The 22,727-nt window shown below is 57.3% G+C and carries 20 protein-coding genes and 2 tRNA genes; 13 read left to right on the top strand and 9 right to left on the bottom strand.

Features of this window, described 5'->3' with window-relative positions:
• From HMPREF2796_RS02900 to fur, 6 genes are all read right to left on the bottom strand, one after another.
• Window positions 1–347 (bottom strand): hypothetical protein (locus HMPREF2796_RS02900; protein WP_070630838.1); only part of this gene is annotated, 347 nt, incomplete at its 3' end.
• A 199-nt stretch (window positions 348–546) separates the two neighbouring features.
• A complete protein-coding gene (locus HMPREF2796_RS02895) occupies window positions 547–2,238 on the bottom strand; it encodes a glutamine--tRNA ligase/YqeY domain fusion protein (RefSeq protein ID WP_070630836.1) in 1,692 nt (563 codons plus the stop codon).
• Window positions 2,239–2,376: 138 nt separating this feature from the next.
• Window positions 2,377–2,973 (bottom strand): bifunctional nicotinamidase/pyrazinamidase, encoded by a 597-nt coding sequence (gene pncA / locus HMPREF2796_RS02890; RefSeq protein WP_070630834.1) that lies wholly within the window; start codon window positions 2,971–2,973, stop codon window positions 2,377–2,379.
• Between the two features lie 69 nt (window positions 2,974–3,042).
• Complete coding sequence (gene dapD / locus HMPREF2796_RS02885; protein WP_023887218.1) at window positions 3,043–3,864, bottom strand: 2,3,4,5-tetrahydropyridine-2,6-dicarboxylate N-succinyltransferase; 822 nt, start codon at window positions 3,862–3,864, stop codon at window positions 3,043–3,045.
• Between the two features lie 201 nt (window positions 3,865–4,065).
• Window positions 4,066–4,815 (bottom strand): leucyl/phenylalanyl-tRNA--protein transferase, encoded by a 750-nt coding sequence (aat, locus tag HMPREF2796_RS02880; RefSeq protein ID WP_070630831.1) that lies wholly within the window; start codon window positions 4,813–4,815, stop codon window positions 4,066–4,068.
• Between the two features lie 47 nt (window positions 4,816–4,862).
• Complete coding sequence (fur, locus tag HMPREF2796_RS02875; protein ID WP_064089926.1) at window positions 4,863–5,291, bottom strand: ferric iron uptake transcriptional regulator; 429 nt, start codon at window positions 5,289–5,291, stop codon at window positions 4,863–4,865.
• A 123-nt stretch (window positions 5,292–5,414) separates the two neighbouring features.
• Between fur and HMPREF2796_RS02870 the strand changes: the two genes are divergently transcribed.
• The 6 genes from HMPREF2796_RS02870 to HMPREF2796_RS02845 all read left to right on the top strand — a co-directional run bounded on the left by HMPREF2796_RS02870 (window position 5,415) and on the right by HMPREF2796_RS02845 (window position 10,943).
• Complete coding sequence (locus HMPREF2796_RS02870) at window positions 5,415–5,804, top strand: outer membrane protein assembly factor BamE (RefSeq protein ID WP_070631029.1); 390 nt, start codon at window positions 5,415–5,417, stop codon at window positions 5,802–5,804.
• A gap of 18 nt (window positions 5,805–5,822) precedes the next feature.
• On the top strand, window positions 5,823–6,638 hold the full coding sequence (gene dapB, locus HMPREF2796_RS02865; protein ID WP_070630829.1) for a 4-hydroxy-tetrahydrodipicolinate reductase: 816 nt from the start codon (window positions 5,823–5,825) through the stop codon (window positions 6,636–6,638).
• 32 nt (window positions 6,639–6,670) lie between these two features.
• On the top strand, window positions 6,671–6,946 hold the full coding sequence (locus HMPREF2796_RS02860; RefSeq protein ID WP_003824175.1) for an oxidative damage protection protein: 276 nt from the start codon (window positions 6,671–6,673) through the stop codon (window positions 6,944–6,946).
• A 90-nt stretch (window positions 6,947–7,036) separates the two neighbouring features.
• Window positions 7,037–8,827 carry a DNA primase gene (gene dnaG, locus HMPREF2796_RS02855; RefSeq protein ID WP_070630827.1) on the top strand — a complete coding sequence of 597 codons (1,791 nt, stop codon included), beginning with the start codon at window positions 7,037–7,039 and terminating at the stop codon, window positions 8,825–8,827.
• A gap of 45 nt (window positions 8,828–8,872) precedes the next feature.
• Window positions 8,873–10,819: an RNA polymerase sigma factor RpoD gene (gene rpoD, locus HMPREF2796_RS02850; protein WP_070630825.1), complete on the top strand. Its 1,947-nt coding sequence runs from the start codon at window positions 8,873–8,875 to the stop codon at window positions 10,817–10,819.
• A gap of 48 nt (window positions 10,820–10,867) precedes the next feature.
• Window positions 10,868–10,943: transfer RNA gene (locus HMPREF2796_RS02845), tRNA-Ile, on the top strand.
• 20 nt (window positions 10,944–10,963) lie between these two features.
• Here the strand turns inward: HMPREF2796_RS02845 and HMPREF2796_RS02840 are convergent.
• A complete protein-coding gene (locus HMPREF2796_RS02840) occupies window positions 10,964–12,031 on the bottom strand; it encodes a tyrosine-type recombinase/integrase (RefSeq protein WP_083308628.1) in 1,068 nt (355 codons plus the stop codon).
• Window positions 12,032–12,205: 174 nt separating this feature from the next.
• Between HMPREF2796_RS02840 and HMPREF2796_RS02835 the strand changes: the two genes are divergently transcribed.
• Window positions 12,206–12,295, top strand: a tRNA-Ser gene (locus HMPREF2796_RS02835).
• Between the two features lie 174 nt (window positions 12,296–12,469).
• On the top strand, window positions 12,470–13,693 hold the full coding sequence (locus HMPREF2796_RS02830; RefSeq protein WP_070630823.1) for a tyrosine-type recombinase/integrase: 1,224 nt from the start codon (window positions 12,470–12,472) through the stop codon (window positions 13,691–13,693).
• 574 nt (window positions 13,694–14,267) lie between these two features.
• On the opposite strand, the gene HMPREF2796_RS02825 is transcribed toward HMPREF2796_RS02830, so the two are convergent.
• Entirely contained in the window at window positions 14,268–14,843 is a 576-nt protein-coding gene (locus HMPREF2796_RS02825) for a TetR/AcrR family transcriptional regulator (RefSeq protein ID WP_070630821.1), read from the bottom strand.
• Window positions 14,844–15,016: 173 nt separating this feature from the next.
• Here HMPREF2796_RS02825 and HMPREF2796_RS02820 point away from each other — a divergent pair, with 173 nt between their 5' ends.
• The 5 genes from HMPREF2796_RS02820 (at window position 15,017) to HMPREF2796_RS02800 (ending at window position 22,340) form a co-directional block, all read left to right on the top strand.
• On the top strand, window positions 15,017–16,000 hold the full coding sequence (locus HMPREF2796_RS02820) for an HlyD family secretion protein (protein WP_083308627.1): 984 nt from the start codon (window positions 15,017–15,019) through the stop codon (window positions 15,998–16,000).
• A 9-nt stretch (window positions 16,001–16,009) separates the two neighbouring features.
• Window positions 16,010–18,793 carry a ribosome-associated ATPase/putative transporter RbbA gene (gene rbbA, locus HMPREF2796_RS02815; protein ID WP_070630819.1) on the top strand — a complete coding sequence of 928 codons (2,784 nt, stop codon included), beginning with the start codon at window positions 16,010–16,012 and terminating at the stop codon, window positions 18,791–18,793.
• A gap of 1 nt (window position 18,794) precedes the next feature.
• Window positions 18,795–19,916, top strand: coding sequence for an ABC transporter permease (locus HMPREF2796_RS02810; protein ID WP_070630817.1), 1,122 nt, complete (start codon window positions 18,795–18,797; stop codon window positions 19,914–19,916).
• A gap of 140 nt (window positions 19,917–20,056) precedes the next feature.
• Window positions 20,057–21,499: an efflux transporter outer membrane subunit gene (locus HMPREF2796_RS02805; protein ID WP_070630815.1), complete on the top strand. Its 1,443-nt coding sequence runs from the start codon at window positions 20,057–20,059 to the stop codon at window positions 21,497–21,499.
• Window positions 21,500–21,794: 295 nt separating this feature from the next.
• Entirely contained in the window at window positions 21,795–22,340 is a 546-nt protein-coding gene (locus tag HMPREF2796_RS02800; RefSeq protein ID WP_070630813.1) for an ankyrin repeat domain-containing protein, read from the top strand.
• Between the two features lie 82 nt (window positions 22,341–22,422).
• Here the strand turns inward: HMPREF2796_RS02800 and HMPREF2796_RS02795 are convergent.
• Window positions 22,423–22,727 (bottom strand): MerR family DNA-binding protein (locus tag HMPREF2796_RS02795; RefSeq protein WP_070630811.1); only part of this gene is annotated, 305 nt, incomplete at its 5' end.

Below are 22,727 nucleotides of genomic sequence, written 5' to 3'. Positions count from 1 at the left end.
TTGGTCTGCCAGCCGGTGTAGCCGCCGTAGGCGTTTTTGGCGTTGACGTCGGCGCAAGCCAGGTAGAAGGCGTCCCAGCCGGCGCGGCCGCTGCCTTGCACGCCCTGGTTACTGAGGCGGAGCACTTTGCGCGGCGGGGTGGTGATGCGGATTTTCGCGCTGCCCGCATCGCGCAGGTTTTCGTCCAGATAGCTGCGGATGTGCTGTTGGTAGTCTTTGGGGTAGCGACCGTAGTCGGCGTTGCGCGCGGCCTGCATGCTGACTTCAATGGGTTTGGCGGCGCAGGCGGCCAGGAGCAGGGACAGGCTGCCGATCAGGGCGGTGCGGGCGGGGAGTTTGGTTTTCATGACGTTTTCCTTTTTGAGGTTGGACAAGGATGGTTTTCACTTCGTTGAAGCTGCGTTTTCAGGTAGCCTGTGTTGCCTGCAGGCTACCTGAAAGTGGAGCTTCAACGAAACAGTAGGTCGGGCATTGATACCCGACATTTTTCAAATTTACCGGTTTGTCGGGCATGAATGCCCGACCTACGGCAGCCTGAAACAGTGCTTACGCTTTGGCCTGCCAGGTGTCGCGCAGGGTAACCGTGCGGTTGAACACGGGTTTGCCTTGCGCGTGGTCGCGGCGGTCGGTAACGAAGTAGCCCAAGCGTTCAAACTGCCAGCGGCTTTCGGGCGGCAAATCGTTGGCGGAGGCTTCGACCCAGGCTTGGATTTCGCGCACGGATTCGGGGTTGAGAAAGTTAGTGAAAGGCAGGTATTCGCCGTCTTCGCCGCGCACGGCATCAGGGCGAGGTTCGGTGAACAGGCGGTCGTACAGGCGCACGGTGGCGGGAACGGCATGTTCGGCCGAGAGCCAATGGATAACGCCCTTCACTTTGCGGCCTTCTGGGTTTTTGCCCAAGGTGTCGTAATCCAAGCTACATTTGAGCTCAACGATGTTGCCGCCGGCGTCTTTCACCACTTCGTCGCACTTCATCACATAGCTGTGGCGCAGGCGCACTTCGCCGCCGGGCGTCAGGCGTTTCCAGCCTTTGGGCGGGTTTTCACTGAAATCGTCGGCTTCGATATAGAGCGTCGACGAAATCGGCAGTTCACGGCTGCCCATGTCTTCGCGGTTCGGGTGATACGGCGCGATGCGGCTTTCGGCTTGGGCTGCATCGTAGTTGGTAAGCGTTACCTTGAGCGGATTCAACACGGCCATCATGCGCGGGGCGGAATTTTCCAACTCTTCGCGAATCGCGCCTTCCAACACACTCATATCAACGATGTTTTCAGATTTGGAAATACCGGCACGTTTAGCAAACAGACGCAGGCCTTCGGGCGTGTAGCCGCGGCGGCGCATACCGGAAATGGTGGGCATCCGCGGATCGTCCCAACCGGTAACGTGGCCGTCGGCAACCAGTTGGTTCAGCTTACGTTTGGAGGTGATGGAATACAACAGTTCCAAACGGGAAAACTCGTATTGGCGCGGGCGGGTGGGGTGCGGCGCGGGGATGTTGTCCAACACCCAGTCGTAGAGCGGGCGGTGGTCTTCAAATTCGAGCGTACACAAGGAATGCGTGATGCCTTCGATGGCATCGGAAATGCAATGCGTGTAGTCGTACATCGGGTAGATGCACCATTTGTCGCCGGTATTGTGGTGGTGGGCGCGGCGGATGCGGTAGATGACGGGGTCGCGCATATTGATGTTGCCCGATGCCATGTCGATTTTCAGGCGCAGGGTTTTACTGCCGTCGGGGAACTCACCGTTTTTCATGCGTGTGAACAGATCGAGGTTTTCTTCGACGCTGCGGTCGCGGTAAGGGCTGTTTTTGCCCGCTTGGGTCAGCGTGCCGCGGTATTTGCGCATTTGTTCCGGCGTTAAATCATCCACATACGCTTTGCCGTCTTTGATCAGGCCGACGGCGTAGTCATAAAGCTGGTCGAAATAATTGGAAGCGAAACGCGGCTCGCCCGCCCAATGGAAACCGAGCCACTCAACATCTTCTTTGATGGAGTTGACGTATTCGTCGTTTTCTTTTTCGGGGTTGGTGTCGTCGAAACGCAGGTTGCACAAGCCGTCGTAAATATAGGCCAAACCGAAGTTCAGACAGATGGATTTGGCATGGCCGATATGCAGATAGCCGTTGGGTTCGGGCGGGAAGCGGGTTTGGATGGCTTTGTGTTTTCCGCTTTTTAGGTCTTCTTCGATGATGGTGCGGATAAAGTGGTTATCGGCGAATTGGTCTTTATTGAGCATGGTTTGGGCTACCTGAAAATAATTATGGTCGGGCGGATTTTACCTGAAAGCGCGGGCGGCTGTCAGATGCGGCGTTCGCTAAAATTTTTCAGGTAGCCTTTGATAACACAGAGGCTACCTGAAAAACGCGAACCAAAACTAATCGGCCAGCGAAAAATTCGGATGCGCCAGCAACTCGGCTTTTTTGGCGGCGAAGCCTGCGGCATCGATGGCACGGGTGGCGTGCTCCAGCAGGCGCACGCGGAAGCCTTCGGCCAGCGCGTCGGCAATGCTGAAATACACGCAGAAATCAGCCGCCAACCCCACCACGTCAATATCGGTTACGCCGTGGGCGCGCAGGTAGGCGGCAAGCTGGGTGCTGCTGCGGCGGCCGTTATCGTAAAACGCGCTGTAGCTGTCGGTGTGCTTGTCCATGCCCTTGCGGAATACGGCGGCGATGGGCGTGGTGTTGAGCTCGGGATGAAACGCCGCGCCGCTGCTGCCGGCAATACAGTGGTCCGGCCACAGCACTTGCTCCAAACCGTGCAGATTGATGACGTCGAACGGCTTTTTGCCGGCATGGGCGGAGGCAAAGCTCTCGTGCCCGGCAGGGTGCCAGTCTTGCGAGGCCACCACCAGCGGGTAGCTGCCGATAATCCGGTTTACCGGCTCGACAATGGCATCACCTTCGGCCACAGGCAGGCGGCCGCTTGGCATGAAGTCGTTTTGGATATCGACAAGAAGAAGGGCTCGCATGGTTTTCTCCTCAGTTAAATAGCTTTCAGGTAGCCTGCTTGCCCACAGGCTACCTGAAAATCCGGCAAGCTACACGCCGCGCAGCAATTCGTTCACGCTGGTTTTAGCGCGGGTTTGCGCGTCCACTTTCTTCACGATCACGGCGCAGTAGAGGCTGTGCGTGCCGTCTTTGGCGGGCAGGCTGCCGGACACCACCACCGAGCCGGCAGGCACACGGCCGTAGTGGATTTCGCCGGTTTCGCGGTCGTAGATTTTGGTGGATTGCCCGATATACACGCCCATGGAAATCACGCTGCCCTCTTCCACAATCACGCCTTCCACGATTTCGCTGCGCGCGCCGATGAAGCAGTTGTCTTCAATAATGGTGGGCGCGGCCTGCAAGGGCTCGAGCACGCCGCCAATGCCCACGCCGCCGCTCAGGTGCACGTTTTTGCCGATTTGTGCGCAAGAACCCACGGTGGCCCAAGTGTCCACCATCGTGCCTTCGTCCACATAGGCACCGATATTCACATAAGAAGGCATCAGCACCACGTTTTTGCCGATGAAGCTGCCGCGGCGCGCCACGGCGCCGGGCACAGCGCGGAAACCGGCTACCTGAAATTGCTGCGGAATCCAATCGGCGAACTTGGTGGGCACTTTGTCGAAATATTTGCTCACCCCGTCGCTGGATACTTCGTTATCGGCAATGCGGAAGGAAAGCAGCACGGCCTTTTTCGCCCACTCGTTCACTTTCCACTGCCCCACGCCCTGCCGCTCGGCCACGCGCAGGCTGCCGGAATCGAGCTGATAAAGCGTATCGAGCACGGCTTCTTTCACTTCGGCGGAAACGCTGCGCGGAGTAATTTCGGCGCGCTGTTCAAACGCGGTTTCGATGATGTTTTGTAGAGACATGGTTTCTCCTTGTGGTGATGGGTGATACGGCGGATTCACTTCACTTTATGCGGCGGCATAATCGCTCGCCTAGCATGAAAGCAGGGTTCATCCGCCTATGTAGAGTAAGCGGGAGGCTACCTGAAATTTTCAGGTAGCCTGTAATCTCAAACAGCCGATATTGTGCCATGTAACGCGCGTCTTGCGAACAGATTTCAGTGTTCACTCCTCCTTGCCAAACCATGCGCCTTGCTGTCGGAGCAGGCGCTGGCCGATGGGCTCGGCAAGTGTTTGTGCGGTCAGGCGGTTTAATTCGGCCTGGAAATCGTCAAACGTCATCAGCTCCGAACCAAAACGCGCCAGATGCGGCGTGTCTTGCTGGCAGTCGATCAAGGCGATGCCGCAGCGCTGCAAAAACGGCACGGCGTGGGCAAAGGCGATTTTCGAGGCATCGTTCTGCCAGGCAAACATCGATTCGCCGAAAAACACCCGCCCGATCTGCACGCCATAAAGCCCGCCGGCCAAAAGCAGATGCCCGCCCTCATCGGGATACCAGCATTCAAACGAATGCGCACGGCCGATGCGGTGCAGCTCGTTGTAGGCTACCTGAAAAGCCGGTGCGATCCAGCTGCCGCCCTGATGCGGTCTGGGCGTGGCGGCGCAGGCGGAAATCACGGCGGGGAAGTTTTGGTTGACCGTTACCGCGTAATGCCGATTGCGCATAACCTTGGCCAGCGAGCGGCCAATGTGCAGCCGCTGGGGCCGCAGCACCGTGCGCGGGGCGGTGGCAAACCAAAAAAACAGGCCATCTTCCTCAAACCACGGGAAGATGCCCTGTTGATAGGCTGCCAAAAGTCGCTGCGCGGTCAAATCCCGGCTCACTGCCACCAAGCCGTCGTGTTCGGCAATGGCCAAGCGCGGGTCGGGAAACTGCAAACAGCCTTCCGACAGCAAAGGAATATTTAGAGCCATAAAGGCTACCTTTCAGAGCCGTGAGGCTACCTGAAAATGCTGCCTGCTTATAGATGATGTTTCTGCTGACAATCGCCACACACGCCATACAGATACAGCGCGTGATCCACGATGCGGTAGCCGTTATCTTCGGCAATTTTGCCTTGCAGGCTTTCGATGGTGGGGTTGTGAAACTCGGTCACTTTGCCGCATTTCACGCACACGATGTGGTCGTGGTGGTCGCCCTTGTTCAGCTCGTACACCGCCTTACCGCTCTCGAAATGGTGGCGCAACAAAATATCGGCCTGTTCGAACTGGGTTAAAACGCGGTAAATGGTGGCCACGCCGATTTCAACGCCCTCTTCCAAGAGGATGCGGTATACGTCTTCCGCGCTCAGATGCTCTTCGGCGTGGGTTTCAAACAAATCCAAAATCTTCAGGCGCGGGCCGGTTACTTTCAGGCCGCTGCCTTTGAGTTGTGCAATATTGTTTTCCATGATGTATGATGTTCTGTCGCTCAAATTTGTCAGCAACCGTTATAATACGCATTTTTAAGGCACTTGCCCACCTCTAAATTACTCAGCCGGGGCGGTGCGCGATTTATCTTGAAAGGCATGTTTGTGAATAAATCCGTTTATTTGGCCTTGGCCGCCTGCATCGGTTTGGCCGCGTGCAGCACCGAACGCCTCGCCCGTTTCCCCTCCTACAAGCTCACCATCGTGCAGGGCAACGAGCTCGATTTGCAGGCCGTAGCCTCGCTGCACCAAGGCTTGAGCAAAGAACAGGTGCAGCATATTCTAGGCACGCCGCTGCTGCGCGACCCGCTGCACGGCAACCGCTGGGACTACGTTTTTGAAGTGAGCCGCGGCGGCAAAGTACGCGAACGCAAAAACCTCACCCTGTATTTCGATGCAAACGACTCCCTGGTTAGGGCAGAAGGCGATGTGCTGGACGAATTGCGCAAGCAGCAACAACAGCAAGCCGCGCCTGCAGGCCAAGCCGCACAATAATCCCTCCTGAGGAATATTATGTCTGCCACCATTAGAGTTGCCATGGCCGGGGTAAACGGCCGCATGGGCAAAGTGCTGGTTGAAGCCGTAGCCGCCAATCCGCACACCGTGCTTACCGGCGCGCTGGAACACGCAGGCTCCGAAGCCTTGGGCTTGGATGCCGGCCATGCTTCCGGCTTGAAAACGGGCGTAGCCATCAGCAGCGACATCGATGCCGTGCTCGCCAACTGCGATGTGCTCATCGATTTCACTCGCCCCAATGTTTCAGGTAGCCTTTTGCCCCGCTGCGCCGAACGCGGCATCAAAATGGTTATCGGCACCACCGGTTTCGACGAAGCGGGCAAAGCCGCCATCGCTGCCGCTGCAGAACACACCGGCATTGTGTTTGCCGCCAACTTCAGCATCGGCGTAAACCTCACCTTCCACATTCTCGACACCGTAACCCGCGTGCTCAACGAAGGCTACGACATCGAAATTATCGAAGCGCACCACCGCCACAAAGTGGACGCCCCCAGCGGTACCGCCCTGCGTATGGGAGAAGTGATTGCCCACGCCCTCGGCCGCAACCTGGCCGACTGCGCCGTGTATGGCCGCGAAGGCCACACCGGCGCGCGCAGCCCGCAAACCATCGGCTTTGCCACCGTGCGCGGCGGCGATATCGTGGGCGAACATACCGCCCTGTTTGCCGGCGAAGGCGAGCGCGTGGAAATCACCCACAAAGCCTCCAGCCGCATGACCTTCGCCGCCGGCGCCGTGCGTGCCGCCGTGTGGCTGCAACAGCAACGCAGCGGCCTATACGATATGCAAGACGTATTGGGCTTAAACAACCGTTAACCCCCACCCACACCACCTGAAAAGGAAAGCACATGACCCGCATGGTAAATTGCATCAAACTGGGCAAAGAAGCGCCCGGCCTCAAATTCCCGCCCCTGCCCAACGATTTGGGCAAGCGCATTTTTGAAAACGTATCGCAGGAAGCATGGGATGCCTGGACGCGCCACCAAACCATGCTCATCAACGAAAATCGCCTCAGCCTGGCCGACCCGCGCGCCCGCCAGTATCTGTCGCAACAGATGGAAAACTACTTTTTCGGCGACGGCGAAGCCGATATGGTGCAAGGCTACGTTCCGCCTGCCAAATAAACCCGCAGCTGCTTACACAGCATTGAGGCTACCTGAAAACTCCCCCAACCCATTTTCAGGTAGCCTTTCCTACCGAAATCCCGGCCCGCCATGATTCCCAGCGAATTCATCGACGAGCTGCTGGCCAAAACCGATATTGTCGACATCATCGACGAGAGCGTGCCGCTGAAGAAAGGCGGCGCCAACTACATGGCCTGCTGCCCGTTCCACAAAGAAAAAACCCCGTCGTTCTCCGTCAGCCCGAGCAAACAGTTCTATCACTGCTTCGGCTGCGGCGCACACGGTACGGCCATCGGTTTCGTCATGGAATACCAAGGGCTGGGCTTCACCGAAGCCGTGCAGTATCTGGCCGACCGCGCCGGCATGGTAGTGCCGCAGCAAAAAGGCCGGCAGGAAAGTCCCGAAGCGCGTGCACGGCGCAAACAGCGCCAGCAAACCTTGGAAGAAACCACCGCCCAAGCCGCTGCCTTCTACACCCGCGAGCTGGCCGCCAACGAAGCAGCAAAAGGCTACCTGAAAAAACGCGGCCTCTCCGATGAAGTCGCCGCCCACTACGGCCTGGGCTATGCGCCCGACAGCTGGCGGCCGCTGGCGCAAAGTTTCGCCCCCTACCCTTCCGAAGCGCTGGTCAACAGCGGCATGGTGATTGAAAAAGACGGTAGCCACTACGACCGCTTCCGCCACCGCATCATGTTCCCCATCCGCAACAGCAGTGGACAGGTTATCGGCTTCGGCGGCCGCGTGTTGGACGATTCCAAACCCAAATACCTCAACTCGCCCGACACTCCGCTGTTCGATAAAGGCAAAAACCTCTACGGCCTCTACGAAGCCCGTGCCGCTGTGAAAGAAGCCGGCCGCATCCTGGTGGTGGAAGGCTATATGGACGTGGTTGCGCTGGCGCAGTTCGGCATCGGCTACTGCGTGGCCGCACTGGGCACCGCCACCACCGCCGAGCACGTTAAAATCCTGATGCGCCAAACCGACAGCATCTATTTCTGCTTCGATGGCGATGCGGCCGGCCGCAAAGCTGCCTGGCGCGCCTTGGAAAACGCCCTGCCCCAACTGAAAGACGGCAAGTCGCTGCACTTCCTCTTTCTGCCCGAAGGCCACGACCCCGACAGCTATGTGCGCGAGCACGGCCGCGAACGTTTTGAAGATATGCTGCTGCACCAAAGCAAGCCGCTTTCCGCCTATTTTTGGGACGCGCTCACCGCCAAACTCGATTTACGCAGCCAAGAAGGCAAGGCCGAGCTGGTGAAAAACGCCACCCCGCTGCTCACCCAGATTACCGCCCCCGCCCTCGCCTTCCTACTCAAGCAGGAACTGAGCAACTTAGTGGGCATCGACCCGGCCAATCTGGCGCATCTGATGGGGCAGGAAGCCCCCAAACGCCACGTTGCCCAGCAACGCTACACCCTGCCGCGCCAAACCTTCCGCCAGCCGCAAATGCTGAGTTTGGCACAACAACAAATCCGCCGCCTATTGATAAATCCGCAATGGGCTACATATATCGACCTGCCCGACCATTTGGAACTGGATGCCGACCTTGCCTGTCTGAGCGTTATGGCAGCCCATGTACGCCGCAGCCCTTCGCCGCTATCCAGTGCCGGATTAATGGAAGCCATGCGCAACACCCCCTATTACGGCAATATCAGCCGCATCATGCAGTCCGGCACGGACAGCACCCACTTTGAGGGAGATGGCGAATCCGACGCACTGAATTTCCAATCGGGTATGCAAAAATTGATGAACGCCTTGAAAACCCAGCAAGTTGAAGCGTTGAAACGCAAACGCATCGAACACGGCTTGAGCGATGACGAAACCAAACTGCTGCTGGAGCTTTTAAGGCGTCCTCCCGCCAACGGCAACGGCACCACTTAGGGCAATGCCGATTACACCGACCGACCTGTGAACAACGAGAGAAACATGTCCGAACAGAACAACCCCGCCACCGAAGAACAAGACGAAAGCAACCGCCCGCTCACGCCGGAAGAGCAAAGGGCACGGCTCAGACAGCTGATTCTGCAAGGTAAAGAACGCGGCTACATCACCTACGCCGAAATCAACGATGCCCTGCCCGACGATATGTCGGATGCCGAGCAGATCGACAACATCGTCAATATGATTTCCGGCCTGGGCATTCAGGTAACCGAAGAAACGCCCGACAGCGAAACCCTGCTGATGGCCGACAACACGGCCAATATGACCGACGACGACGCCGTTGCCGAAGCCGAAGCCGCCCTCTCCAGCGCCGACTCAGAATTCGGCCGCACCACCGACCCGGTACGCATGTATATGCGCGAAATGGGGCAGGTGGATTTGCTCACGCGCGAAGACGAAATCGTTATCGCCAAAAAAATCGAAACCGCCTTGCGCAACATGATTCAGGCCATTTCCGCCTGCCCCGGTTCGGTTGCCGAAATCCTCGAACTGATTGAAAAGGTTCGCAACGACGAAATTCGCGTGGACGAAGTGGTGGAAGACATCATCGACCCGCACGAAGAGCTGCTCGACGAATTGGGCATTGGCGTGGACAAAGCCGAAGAATCCGCGCCAGACACTGATTTGGAGGAAAGCGAAGACGAAGATGCCGACGAAGAAGACGCCGACGAAGAAGATGCCGGCGCTATCTCTGCTGCCAATCTTGAAGAGCTCAAGCAAAAAGTGCTGACCCACTTTGAAGACATCCAAGCCACCTATAAGAAAATGGTTGCCGCGCTGCAAAAACACCACAGCCAGCACAAAACCTATCTCAACCTGCGCAACTACATCGCCGACCAGCTGCTCAACGTACGCTTCACCACCCGCCAAATTGAAGCCCTGAGCAACAATCTGCGCACCCGCGTAGACAGTATCCGCCGCCTGGAGCGCGAAATCCGCGACATCTGCCTCAACCGCGTGCACATGGATCGGGACTACTTCATCAACAACTTCCTGCCCAATATCACCGATTTAAACTGGGTGGAGGCCGAAATCGGTAAAAACCGCGTGTGGAGTGAAGCCCTGAGCCGCTTCCAATACGCCGTTATCGAAAAGCAGAATATCCTTATCGAGCAGGAGCAACACGCGCAGATTTCCATTGCCGAGCTGAAAGAAATCAGCAAAAACATGGTGGCCAACGAAAAAGAAACCGCTGCCGCCAAGCAGGAAATGATTCAGGCCAACTTGCGCCTGGTGATTTCCATCGCCAAAAAATACACCAACCGTGGCTTGCAATTCCTCGATTTGATTCAGGAAGGCAACATCGGCCTAATGAAAGCGGTGGATAAATTCGAATATCGACGCGGCTACAAATTCTCCACCTACGCCACCTGGTGGATACGCCAAGCCATCACCCGTTCGATTGCCGACCAGGCACGCACCATCCGTATCCCGGTGCACATGATTGAAACCATCAACAAAATGAACCGTATCTCACGCCAGTATCTGCAGGAAACCGGCGAAGATCCGGATGCCGCTAAACTGGCCGAACTGATGGAAATGCCGGAAGACAAAATCCGCAAAATCATGAAGATTGCCAAAGAGCCGATCTCCATGGAAACCCCCATCGGCGATGACGACGACAGCCATTTGGGCGACTTCATCGAAGACGTGAACAACATCGCCCCGGCCGATGCTGCCATGTATTCCAGCCTGCGCGAAGCCACCAAAGACGTTTTGGAAAGCCTCACTCCGCGTGAAGCCAAAGTTTTGCGCATGCGTTTCGGCATCGATATGAACACCGACCACACGCTGGAAGAAGTGGGCAAACAGTTCGACGTAACCCGCGAACGTATCCGCCAAATCGAAGCCAAAGCCCTGCGCAAACTGCGCCATCCCACCCGTAGCGACCGCTTGCGCAGCTTCCTAGACAGCGAGGAAAACAAGCAGTAATCCTTGCTAGGCCGGCGGCTTGTCGGTACAATGCCGCCCTTTCTAGCCGGGTCTGTAGCTCAGGGGTTAGAGCAGAGGACTCATAATCCTTTGGTCGCTGGTTCGAGACCAGCCAGACCCACCAAATCAATTCTGATTATTCAATCAGTTAGGCTGGTTTACTTGCTTGTCTGTGTTTTGCTGGTTTTGGACTTTGGCAAAATTTTGGACTAAACCGATTCCGGGCGGCATGCTGGAATCGATTAAACGGGCGTGTTGTGATAAGTGTTCCGGGGCGAGGTGGGCATACCTCTGCACCATTTCGACACTTTCCCAACCGCCCATTTCTTTTAGGGCTGCCAATGGCGTTCCGTTCTGGACGAGCCAGCTTGCCCATGTGTGCCGCAGGTCGTGCCAGCGGAAATCCGTTATCCCCGCTTTCTCCAACGCCTCACGCCACACACGGCTGCTGATGGATTTAACCCGTGCGCCTTTGCTATGCGTAAACACATAATCGCTGACGCGCGGCCTGTCCATCAATACCTGCATGGCGGTGTGGTTGAGCGGTACGCCTATCGCTTTCCCGGCTTTGGCTTGGTCGGGATAAATCCAGGCCACCTGCCGCCGTAGGTCTATCTGCTCCCATTTGAGATTGAGCACGTTGGCCTGTCTCAATCCGGTAGCGAGCGAGAAGATAACCAGATGCTGCATATACGGCAGACCGTCTAGGGCATTGACCAGCCGCTGTGCTTCTTCCGGATACAGCCACCTGATGCGTTTCTTCGGCTCTTTGTGGAGTTTGAGCTTGGGGGCTTTGTCTAGCCAATCCCATTCGTTCACGCATTTATTCAGGATAGCGCGTATCAGGGCAAAGTATCTGTTCTTGGTGCTGCCGGAACAGGTTTTGCGATTGACAACGCTGTGTATCAGGTCGCGCGTCATGTCTTCCAGCAGCAGGCCACGCAGTTCGGGCAGCAGGCGGATTTTGATTTTGTCGCTGTCTAAACTCTTCTTGCCTTGGTTTTCCTGCAACCAACGGATGCAGGCTTCATCCCACAGCCGTTTCGGCTTCTCTCCTAGCTTCTCTTGCCGCCAAAGCTCGTGCTTTAGTTTATCGTGCAGCTCTTGGGCTTCGCGTCGGTCGGCTGTGCCAGCAGTGCGTCTAAATCTTTGGCCGCTTGGCGTGCATAGGGATATCTGCCATATCCCGTGTTTGTTGAGATGGATTGACATTGTGTTTTACTCCTTCTGCCAATCACCGCTTGCTCGCGTTCATTTTGCTTCGCGGCGATGTAGTTTTCAAGTGCGGATTCGGTAAGGCGAGCCAACGCTGTACTGGTTTAAATTTAATTCACTATAATGCTGGTCAAACTCCCAAAAATCCTGTATAGTTCGCGATCTTGAACCGGAAGCGTGGCAGAGTGGTTTAATGCAGCGGTCTTGAAAACCGTCGTGGGGTTAGACCCACCGTGAGTTCGAATCTCACCGCTTCCGCCACCGCATATTTGCAACGTTTTCTAAAACGTTTCAGAAAAAGCAAAACGGCATAGCTAATCAGTTAGTTATGCCGTTTTCTTCGTCTTAATTATTTAAAACGCATTTCAATTTTTTAAAACGTGTTTCGTTTTTTTGTGGTATTTTATTTGGTACATCCTACCCCGTACCATAATCATGCCCAAAATCGTCCGCCCACTCTCCGTCAGCCAAGTGAAAAACGCAAAGCCGAAAGACAAGCTATACAAGCTGTCAGATAGTGGAGGACTTGCCTTGTGGGTATTGCCCAGCGGCGGGAAGTCGTGGCGGCTGGCATACACTAGGCCGGAGGATAAAAAGCAAGACACCCTGACACTTGGACTATATCCCGATTTCAGCCTTGCCGATGCCCGCGATTGGCGAGACCAAATCAAAGCCAAACTGGCGCGCGGTATCAATCCCAAAGCAGAGCAGCCTGTAGAGCCGGATACTGCATACCAGTTCAGAAACCGCCTATATGATTGGCACAAAAGATGGGCAATAGAGGGCGGGAAAGATGGCAGCGGCAAAAATCCAAAATATGCCGCCCAAGTGATGGCCGCGTTAGAAGCCAACATCCTGCCGCATTTCATCGACCGCGACGTGCGCACCATTACCACCGCCGAAGTTGTGGCCGTCTTGAGGCAGATGGAGGATAAAGGCGTCCTCGAATACCTGCGCCGCACCAAAAGCAGCCTAGGCTTGTTTTTTGATTACCTTGTAGCAGACGGGACTATCCCAATCAATCCGACAAAAGTCATTGGCAGGCAGGTGTTTAAACGTGCACAAGAGCGCCACTTCGCCGCATTACCATATACCGACCTGCCTTTACTGATTGAGCGGCTGGAAACATCGCCGGAAATAGGCTTGCGCGCCAAGCTGCTGATTTACTGGCAGCTACTCAGTATGACCCGCCCCAGCGAAGCCGCCGGCACGGAAATTTCCGAAATCGACCTAGGCCGGGGGCTGTGGGAAATCCCTTTGCAACGCATGAAAACCAGGGCGCACATCGTACCTCTGAGCAGCGCCCTACTCCGCATCTACCGCGAAGCCCGCCCGTTGAGTGTCAATGGCATTTATTTGTTTGAGGGTAGAGGCTACCTGAAGCCAATCGGCGTAGATACCGCACGTATCAAACTACACGCTGCAAATATCAACAGCAGCGGCCACGGCCTGCGCAGCCTTGCCCGCACCTACCTGCGCGAAGTCCATCACATCCCGCATGATGTGGGCGAGATGCTGCTATCGCATACCATCGGCGACCGCACCAACCGCGCCTACAACCGCGCCGAACTGTTAGAGGAGCGGCGGCATTATCTTGAGCTATGGGGGCAAGATGTTATGGCTTTGCGCGATAAATTCAGCCGGATCAAACAGGCATAAAAAATAGCCCGAACCAGCAAGGATTGCTTACCAGTTCGGGCTTTGTTTCATCGCGGCCATGCCTTTATCAACCCGTCATGCCAGGCGGCGTAATCGTTATACAAATGCACCACCTCCAGCGCCCACGGCAACATCACCTTGCCCGTAGTGCCGGATAATTCAGGCAGCCTTAGGCAGGGTGTCGCCAAGTCAGCGGGCGGCTCAACGCCGTTCGGCAATGGCGGCGTTGAGGACTGACACCCCGCTTGCATCAGTGCAATCGTCAATATACACAGGCCGCTCGATAATTTTTTGTACCACTTCACGTCTTACCATACCTTTCTTGTCTCGTTCGAATTACCAACCCAACCTACGCCCTGCTCTATTAACGGCTACCTGAAAAATAAATTTCAGGTAGCCTGCTCGCTTGTGGGATGTAGGGTACGTGCGATACGCACGCACGCGGCTGGAATAACTGGAACGGCGTGCGTGCCTGCGGCATACACCTCATGCTGAAAGGCTACCTGAAACAGGATTCAGGTAGCCTTTGGCGTTATGGCGGGTTCTAGAATCCAGCCCAGTATTTCGCTCCGCCTCACGGCAGCAGCAGTTGGCTCATTTCCGCCCAAGCTTGGCGGACTTCGGGCAGGCGAAGTGGCAGGTCGCGGCTGAAAAAGTAGTTCATACTGCCGAGCACAATGGTGGCAAGCATGTCGGCTTGGTAGTCCCAATCTTTGCCGGGGGAGGCGTTGGGCAGGGTATGGGCGAAGCGGAGGAATTGCTGCTTAATCAGCTTGTGCATATCGCGGTAGAGATGGTGGCGGCGGGTGTCCACTTTCCACAAAGCAAGAATCAGGCGGCGGCGGCTGTGTATCCAGTCGGAGGCTTCAGGCATCATGTTGAGAAACACATCAAAGCTGCCTGCCTGGAAACGGGTGAGGATGTATCGGCTGTATTCGGCTTTGAAGTCGGCAATCATCTTGCCGGCCAGGTCACTTTTGCCGGAGTAGTATTTGTAGAAGGTGGAACGGTTTACCGGGGCGCGGTCGAGAATATCTTGCACGGCGATTTGGGCGAAGGGTTTTTCGTGCAGCAAATCCACAAAGGCCTCACGGATGGCGCGGTGGGTTTTGATAATGCGGGGGTCGGTATAGCTTTTGTTTTCGCTCATGTTTGCACTTCCATTTTGGATCTCGGCCAAGGCATTTTGCGGTTTTACGTATGCTTAAACAACTTTTTTACTGATTTCGTGTGCTTAATAATACGCGGAATTGTTTTTTAATGGTATGCAGCCCTGTGCCGTAGACTTACACTTAAATCATTCTTATTTGCGAGGTATTCGTGATGAAACGCCTGCCCAAATCCCTGCTTTTCCTGCTGTCGCTTGCTGCACTTGTCGGCATCGGTTTTTTTGCGTTCCGCCAATATTCCGCGCCCGATCCTTTAGCAGGCATCGCGCATGCCAACGGGCGGCTGGAGTTTGCCCGCATGGATGTGGCCAGCCTGTATGCCGGGCGGGTGGAAGAAATAACGGTGAGCGAAGGGCAGTTTGTGGAAGCGGGCACGGTGTTGGCGCGGATTTCTTCGCAAACCGCCGAGGCGCAGCTTTCCGAAGCGCAGGCGGGTAAGGCGCAACTGGAGCAGACGGTGCGCCGTGCACAGGCGCAAATCGAGGCGCAACGCCAGCAGCTGCGAACCGCGCAGATGGAGGCAGACAACGCCCGCCAGCTGTTCCGCGACAATTTAATCTCACAGGCCGAACTCAACACCCGCTTGGCGCAGCGCGATGCGGCGCGGGCGGCGGTGCAGGCAGCAGAAGCGGCGCGCAACGAAGCCCAGGCCGGCGTTGGGCAGGCGCGGGCGAAAATGGCGCAGGTGTCTTCCGTTATCGGCGATTTGTCGGTACGCGCGCCGCAGGCCGGGCGGGTGGAATACCGGCTGGCCGAGCCGGGCAACGTGCTGCCGGCCGGCGGCAAAGTGGTGAGCCTGTTGAACCTGAACGATGCGAGCATCAGCCTGTTCCTGCCCGCGCCCACGGTAAACCAAATCCCGCTGGGCAGCGAGGCGCGGATTAAGATGGACGGCTTGGACGCGGTGTTCCCCGCCAAAGTTACCTATATTGCCTCAGAGGCGCAGTTCACGCCCAAATTTGTGGAAACCGCCGAAGAGCGCACCAAGCTGATGTTTCGGGTGAAATTGCAGATTCCCGCCGACGTGGCGGCCAAATACCAAGGCTACCTGAAAGGCGGCATGACGGCCACCGGCTTCGTGCGCACCGATCCCAAACTCGCCTGGCCGGCCGATTTGCAAACCCGCCTGCCGCAATAGGATGCAGCCATGCCAAACGCCATCGAAATCAGCCAACTCTCGCACGCCTACGGCAAAGTGCAGGCCTTGCGTGGTGTGTCGCTCGCCATTGGGCGCGGCACCACCGTCGGCTTGATCGGCCCCGACGGCGTGGGCAAATCCACCCTGCTTTCGCTGATTGCCGGCGTGCGCACGCTCCAAAGCGGCGAAGTGCGCGTGCTCGGGCACAATGTGGCGCACAAGGCCGAGCGCGAAGCGCTGCTGCCGCGAATTGCCTTTATGCCGCAGGGCTTGGGCAAAAACCTCTACCCCACGCTTTCCGTGTATGAAAACATCGACTTCCACGCCCGCCTGTTCGGCCTGAACAAACACCAGCGCAAACAACACATCGAGCGCCTGATGCAGTCCACCGGCCTGTCGCCTTTTGCCGGCCGCGCCGCCGGCAAGCTTTCCGGCGGCATGAAGCAGAAACTCAGCCTGTGCTGCGCCCTGGTGCACAACCCCGACCTGCTGATTCTGGACGAACCCACCACCGGCGTCGACCCGCTTTCCCGCCGCCAATTCTGGACACTGGTACGCGAATTGCGCGCCGAAAATCCCGGCATGACCGTGCTGGTGGCCACCGCCTACATCGACGAAGCCGAACAGTTCGACTATCTCCTAGCTATGGACGACGGCCAAATCCTCGCTCACGGCCGCACGCAGAAAATCCTCGCGCAAAGCGGCTGTGCCACGCTGGAGCAGGCCTATATCCGGATGCTACCTGAAAGCAAGCAAACCCATTGGGACGATTCCCAACTGCCACTCTTTATCCCCGACGATTCCCTACCGCCTGCGATGGAGGCGCACAACCTCAGCAAACGCTTCGGCGATTTCACGGCGGTAAACCACGTGAGCTTCCGCATCCGCCAAGGCGAAATTTTCGGCTTCCTCGGCTCCAACGGCTGCGGCAAAAGCACCACCATGAAAATGCTCACCGGCCTCTTGGACGCCAGCGAAGGCGAGGCCACGCTCTTGGGCGAACCAATCGATGCGGGCAGCACCGCTGTGCGCCAGCGCGTGGGCTATATGTCGCAGGCGTTTTCGCTGTATGAAGAATTGAGTGTGCGGCAAAATCTCGTGCTGCACGCCCAGCTCTACCAGCTCGGCGAAAACAGCCGCGCCGCCATCGAAGCCGTGTTGCAGCAATTCGAGCTGGCCGATTTGGCCGACGCCACCCCCGCCGCCCTGCCCTTGGGCGTGCGCCAGCGCCTGCAACTGGCCGCCGCCTGCCTGCACCGCCCGCAGGTGCTGATTTTGGACGAGCCCACCTCCGGCGTCGACCCCGCCGCGCGCGATATGTTTTGGCAATACCTGTTCCGCATGGCGCGGGAAGAGCGCGTAACCATTTTCGTCTCCACCCACTTCATGAACGAAGCCGCCCGCTGCGACCGCATCTCGCTGATGCACCGCGGCCGCGTGCTAGCCGTGGGCGAACCGGAAGAACTGCGCCGCCGCCAACACGCCGATACGCTGGAAGAATCGTTTATCCGCTATTTGGAGCAAGACGAAGCCGCCGAAGCGGCAGAAAGGCTACCTGAAAGCGCACAAAGTGAGCTTTCACAAAGCAAAAACTCTGTTACAGAATCTGCCCAAGACAGGCTACCTGAAACCGAAAGGCCGTCTGAAAACCATGCCGCCCCATCCGGCCTCCTCTATTGGCTGGCCTCCGTGTTCACCTTCGCCCGCCGCGAGGGCAAAGAGCTGCTGCGCGACCGCATCCGCCTGATGTTTGCCCTGCTGGGCCCCTTGGTTTATCTGATTTCAGGTAGCCTCGGCGTATCGTTTGACGTAAACGAAATGGACTTCGCCGTGCTCGACCAAGACCAAAGCCACTACAGCCGCGAGCTGACGCAGGAGTTCGACGGATCGTCCTATTTCCGCCAGCGGGCCAGCCTCGCCGCCCGCGACGACATCAACGCCGTGCTCACCAACGGCAGCGCGCGCATGGTGATTGAAATCCCGCCCGGCTTCGGCAAAGACCTCACGCTCGGCCACCGCCCGCAGCTGGCTTTCTATTTCGACGGCTCGTGGCCGTTTGTGGGCGAAAACCTCAGCGGCTACGCCCAAGGCATCCTCAACCGCTATATGGCCGAGCTCTACCGCGAACGCGGCATCCGCATCAACACCGGCGGCGGCCTGCAAACCCGCTTCATCTACAACCCCACATTCAAAAGCATCAACGCGCTCACGCCGGGCTTTTTAATGCTTTCGCTAATGATGATTCCCGCCATGCTCACCGCCCTATCCGTGGTGCGCGAAAAAGAAATCGGCTCCATCATGAACCTCTACAGTTCGCCCGCTTCCTCTTTTCAATATCTTTTCGGCAAGCAGCTGCCCTATGTGCTGCTCTCGTTCTTAAGTTATCTGGTGTTGCTCGGCGTGGTGGTGTTCGGGCTGGGCGTGCCGCTGAAAGGCTCGTTTATCGCGCTCACGGCGGGCGTACTATGCTTCGTGTTTGCCTCCACCGGCTTCGGGCTGTTGGTGTCCACCTTCGTGCGCACGCAGGTGGCGGCCATTTTCGCGGCAGCGATTCTGGCCATGATTCCAGCGCTGGATTTCTCCGGCATGATTTATCCGGCATCCACCTTGAGCGGCGCCGGTAAGTGGATCGGCATTTTCAGCCCCACCAGCTGGTTTCAAACCATCAGTTTGGGCGTTATCACCAAAGGCCTGGGCTGGCGCGATGTGGACACGCTGTGCGGCACGCTGTTGCTGTTTTTCGCTGCCTATTGGCTCGCTGCCGGGCTGCTTTTGAAAAAGCAGGAGAAATGATATGCGCCAATGGATAAGCAATGTTTGGTATCTGGGCGGCAAGGAAATCCGCAGCTTCTTCACCGATTACGCGCTGTTTGCGCTGTTGGTGTTTATGTTCAGCTTTTCCGTGTATTCCGTGTCGCAAAACGTCACCACCGAAGTGAAAAACGCCGCGCTGGCTGTCTACGACCAAGACCGCAGCGCGCTCACCTACCGCATCCACGATGCCATGATCGCCCCGCAGTTCAAACAGGTAAACGACATCGACGGCAGCCGCATCGACCGCGCCATGGATTTGGGCGAATACAGCTTCGTGCTGGTTATCCCGCCCAACTACACCGCCGACCTCCTGGCCGGCAAACGCCCCGAGCTGCAATTATTGGTGGACGCCACCGCCATGTCGCAGGCCGGCGTGGGCTCGGTGTATATCGGCCAAATCGTAAACCGTGAAACGGCGGCCTATCTGGGGCGGCACGGCAACGCCGCGCCCTTCGAGCCGGTGGTAAACGTGCTATTCAACGAAAACCTGCGCAGCGAATGGTTTATGCCGCTCAACCAACTGGTGGGCAACGCCACCCTGCTCACCATCCTGCTGGTGGGCGCGGCCGTGATCCGCGAGCGCGAACACGGCACGATTGAGCATTTGTTGGTGATGCCGGTGGATACGAACGAAATCGTGATGGCCAAAATCCTGGCCAACGGCCTGATTATCCTGGTTTCCTCCCTGCTCTCGCTGCTCTTGGTGGTACACCGCGCCGTGGGCGTGCCGATTAACGGCTCGCTGGCGCTGTTCGTGTTCTGCGAGGCCGTGTATCTGTTTGCCATGGCCGGGCTCGGCGTGCTGCTCGCCACCCAGGCGCCCACCATGCCGCAGTTCAGCCTGCTGTGCATCATCGTGTATATTGCCGTATTCCTGCTCTCCGGCAGCACCTCGCCCATCGAAAACCTGCCGCCCTGGCTGCGCAGCCTTTCCGAGCTCTCGCCCATGACCCAATTCACCGCTCTCTCCAAAGACATCATTTTCCGGGGCGCCGGCTGGAGCGTGATCCGCCACCGCGTAGCCATCACCGCCGTATCCGGCATCCTCTTCACCGCCCTCGCCGTAATCCGCTTCCGCCGGATGCTGGCACAGCAGAATTAAAAAAGGCTACCTGAAAAAAGAAGACGGGTTTTCAGGTAGCCCAAACGGCAAACTGCCCAAGAATCATGCCCGTTCAACCAAAAGGCTACCTGAAAAACCACCTGTACATTTTCAGGTAGCTCCACCCCAAGGAAACCGCCATGCCCAAACTCCTCCCCATCGCCCTTGCCCTCCTCCTCACCGCCTGTACCGCCACCCAAATCGACCGCCAATCCAACATCACGCTACCTGAAAACTTCCAACACACCGGACAGGCCGACTCCGCCCCCAATCTGGCCCGCTGGTGGCAGCAATGGCCCGACCCCCAGCTCGGCCGCCTCATCGAACAAGGCCTGCAACACAACCACAGCATCGCTATTGCCCGCAGCCGCCTAGAAGAAGCCCGCGCCACCTCCCGCCTGGCCGAAGCCGACCTCCTGCCCAGCGCCGGCCTCGCCACCGATGCCAAAGGCTACCGCAACCACCGCCGTGATCCCTACCTCGGCAACGGCGGCAACCTCACCTCCGCCAGCTTCCGCGCCGCCTGGGAGCCCGACGTCTTCGGCCAGAAACGCAGCGATGCCGATGCCGCCCGCGCCGCTGCCCTCGGCAGCCAAGAGCAGCTCCACGGCAGCCGCCTGCTCGTCTCCGCCCAAATCGCCGAACACTACCTGCGCGCCGCCCACATCCAGCAGCAGCAAGCCCTCGTTTCCCAACAGCTCTCCACCCTGCACGAACTGGCGCGCTATGCCGCCGGCCGCTTCAACGCCGGCCACGCCACCGCCCACGACACCACCGCCATTGCCGCCCAAATCCAAGCTCTGCAAGCCCGCCAAAGCACCCTCCAAGCCCAGTTCGACGCCCAGCAGCGCAGCATCGCCGTGCTCATCGGCCAAACCCCACAAAGCTTCCGCCTCGATAGCGACGCCATGCGCCAAGCCGCCCTGCTGCAACACCTGCCCAGCCCGCCGCAAGGCATCCGGCCCGGCAACCTCCTCAACCAACGCCCCGACCTGCGCGCCCGCGCTGCCGAAATCCAAGCCCGCAGCGCCCAGCTCGCCAGCGCCAAAGCCGACCTCCTCCCCCGCTTCGACATCCAATTCCTCTGGCAAACCGGCCGTATCGAGCTCAACAGCGACCTCGCCCCCTTCAACCGCGCCCGCAGCGGCAACGGCGGCCTCTTCAGCATCGGCGTACAGCTCCCCCTCTTCACTGCCGGCCGCATCCGCGCCAACATCCAAGCTGCCGACGCCCGCCTGCAAACCGCCCTGCTGCAATACGACCAAACCCTGCTGCAAGCCCTCGCCGACGTAGACAACGCCTACCAGGCCCAACACGCCCTCAACGCCCAACAGCAAGAATTGCAGCAGGCCGAACGTACCGCGCAGCAGCAAGTGCGCAACGACCGCCAACTCTTCCGCTACGGCCGCAAAACCCTCGACACTGCCCTGCAATCCCAGCTCAGCGCCCACAGCTTCAGCCAAAACCTGCTCGACAACCAACTCGCCTCCGGCCTCAATCTGCTCAATCTCTATAAAGCCATCGGCAGCGGCTGGCAGGAAGAAGGCACACAGCCCGAAGCAGCCGAAGCGGCAGCTAAATAGTAAAATAGGCTACCTGAAGATTTTAGCTTCGCAGAAACTTCTGCTGTGCTGCATTTTCAGGTAGCCAACCTCAGCTTAACGACTACATTAATAGTAGGCCTCAACATTTTAGGCTGGAAAATGCCATGGACAATATGCCGCATAGATATGAGAAACCGGGGATTGGTGGATTAGGATGATATTCGAAAGGATATGCGGAATTTTTTAAACAGTGACAACAATTAGGCTGTAGATTAAATATAGAAGTAATCAAGCTACAGGAAGGTTAATTAATAAAACATACGAGAATATATAAATGAAAGAAAAAGCACATCAATTACCGCCGGAAACTATTGGTGAACAGATTATTGGCGCAAATGGGGATGGAAACATATTGTTCTTGGAGGAAATGGAGCGTACAGGAAAGTTTGATCCACTTTACACAACTCCTTCTGAGCGCTGGAATTTTCTGCATAGGATAAATATTAATTCATATAGCCCTGCACCTTTGCCCACCGTTTACTTTTATTTAGAGAGAGGAGTAGAAGTCAACGCCCAAGACTGCTACGGCATGACCCCGCTGCATTACGCCATGCAGGCTAAAAACGGCGATGCCGCCCTAGCCCTATTGGAAGCAGGTGCCAACCCCAATATACCCAATCGGGACAATGTGATTCCCTTAGGCATGATGGGCGCCATGCCGCATAGACTGGATGTGTTGAAAAAGATGCTGGAAAACGGCGGCGATGTGCACTATCCGAATGCCAATAGCGGGATGGAACTATTGGCTTTTACCAAGCACTATCGTTCCGAACGAGAAGGCTTTAAAGAAATTATAGAACTGATGGAGCAATATGCTTGAATTTCCGTGATAGCCAATTGATCCCAAAATGAAGGCTACCTGAAACTTTTCAGGTAGCCTGTTTCTATTCCGCCAATGCCGCCTAACGCTCCTCCAACCCGGCCAAAATCGCGCAATCCGGGCAATCGTCTCCCGCGCAGGCGTCGTGCCAGCGTTGCAGCTCGGCCACCATGCCCTGCAGGCGTTCGATTTTGGCTTCCAGCTCGGCGATGTGCCGCGCGGTGAGCGTTTTCACTTCGCGGCTGGTGCGCTGCGGGTTGTGCTGCAGGCTCAAAAGCTGCCCGATCTGCGGCAGGGAAAAGCCCACTTCCCGCGCATGGCGGATAAAACGCAGCCGGGCAAGGTCGGCCTGGCTGTAGCGGCGGTAGCCCGCTTCGCTGCGCGCGG

The sequence above is a fragment of the Eikenella sp. HMSC071B05 genome (genome assembly GCF_001811325.1).
In the GTDB taxonomy this organism is placed as follows: Bacteria; Pseudomonadota; Gammaproteobacteria; order Burkholderiales; family Neisseriaceae; genus Eikenella; species Eikenella corrodens.
Note: the sequence above shows the minus strand (reverse complement) of the source record. Positions and strands in the feature narration are given on the sequence as shown.

Bases quoted from the DNA above. Each gene is read 5' to 3' on its own strand.
- HMPREF2796_RS02805 (WP_070630815.1), top strand. From the start codon at position 20,057: ATGCCCAAACTCCTCCCCATCGCCCTTGCCCTCCTCCTCACCGCCTGT.
- HMPREF2796_RS02810 (WP_070630817.1), top strand. From the start codon at position 18,795: ATGCGCCAATGGATAAGCAATGTTTGGTATCTGGGCGGCAAGGAAATC.
- pncA (WP_070630834.1), bottom strand. From the start codon at position 2,973: ATGCGAGCCCTTCTTCTTGTCGATATCCAAAACGACTTCATGCCAAGC.
- HMPREF2796_RS02800 (WP_070630813.1), top strand. From the start codon at position 21,795: ATGAAAGAAAAAGCACATCAATTACCGCCGGAAACTATTGGTGAACAG.
- HMPREF2796_RS02830 (WP_070630823.1), top strand. From the start codon at position 12,470: ATGCCCAAAATCGTCCGCCCACTCTCCGTCAGCCAAGTGAAAAACGCA.
- HMPREF2796_RS02860 (WP_003824175.1), top strand. From the start codon at position 6,671: ATGACCCGCATGGTAAATTGCATCAAACTGGGCAAAGAAGCGCCCGGC.
- HMPREF2796_RS02840 (WP_083308628.1), bottom strand. From the start codon at position 12,031: ATGTCAATCCATCTCAACAAACACGGGATATGGCAGATATCCCTATGC.
- dnaG (WP_070630827.1), top strand. From the start codon at position 7,037: ATGATTCCCAGCGAATTCATCGACGAGCTGCTGGCCAAAACCGATATT.
- aat (WP_070630831.1), bottom strand. From the start codon at position 4,815: ATGGCTCTAAATATTCCTTTGCTGTCGGAAGGCTGTTTGCAGTTTCCC.
- dapB (WP_070630829.1), top strand. From the start codon at position 5,823: ATGTCTGCCACCATTAGAGTTGCCATGGCCGGGGTAAACGGCCGCATG.
- HMPREF2796_RS02820 (WP_083308627.1), top strand. From the start codon at position 15,017: ATGAAACGCCTGCCCAAATCCCTGCTTTTCCTGCTGTCGCTTGCTGCA.
- rbbA (WP_070630819.1), top strand. From the start codon at position 16,010: ATGCCAAACGCCATCGAAATCAGCCAACTCTCGCACGCCTACGGCAAA.
- rpoD (WP_070630825.1), top strand. From the start codon at position 8,873: ATGTCCGAACAGAACAACCCCGCCACCGAAGAACAAGACGAAAGCAAC.
- fur (WP_064089926.1), bottom strand. From the start codon at position 5,291: ATGGAAAACAATATTGCACAACTCAAAGGCAGCGGCCTGAAAGTAACC.
- HMPREF2796_RS02895 (WP_070630836.1), bottom strand. From the start codon at position 2,238: ATGCTCAATAAAGACCAATTCGCCGATAACCACTTTATCCGCACCATC.
- HMPREF2796_RS02825 (WP_070630821.1), bottom strand. From the start codon at position 14,843: ATGAGCGAAAACAAAAGCTATACCGACCCCCGCATTATCAAAACCCAC.
- dapD (WP_023887218.1), bottom strand. From the start codon at position 3,864: ATGTCTCTACAAAACATCATCGAAACCGCGTTTGAACAGCGCGCCGAA.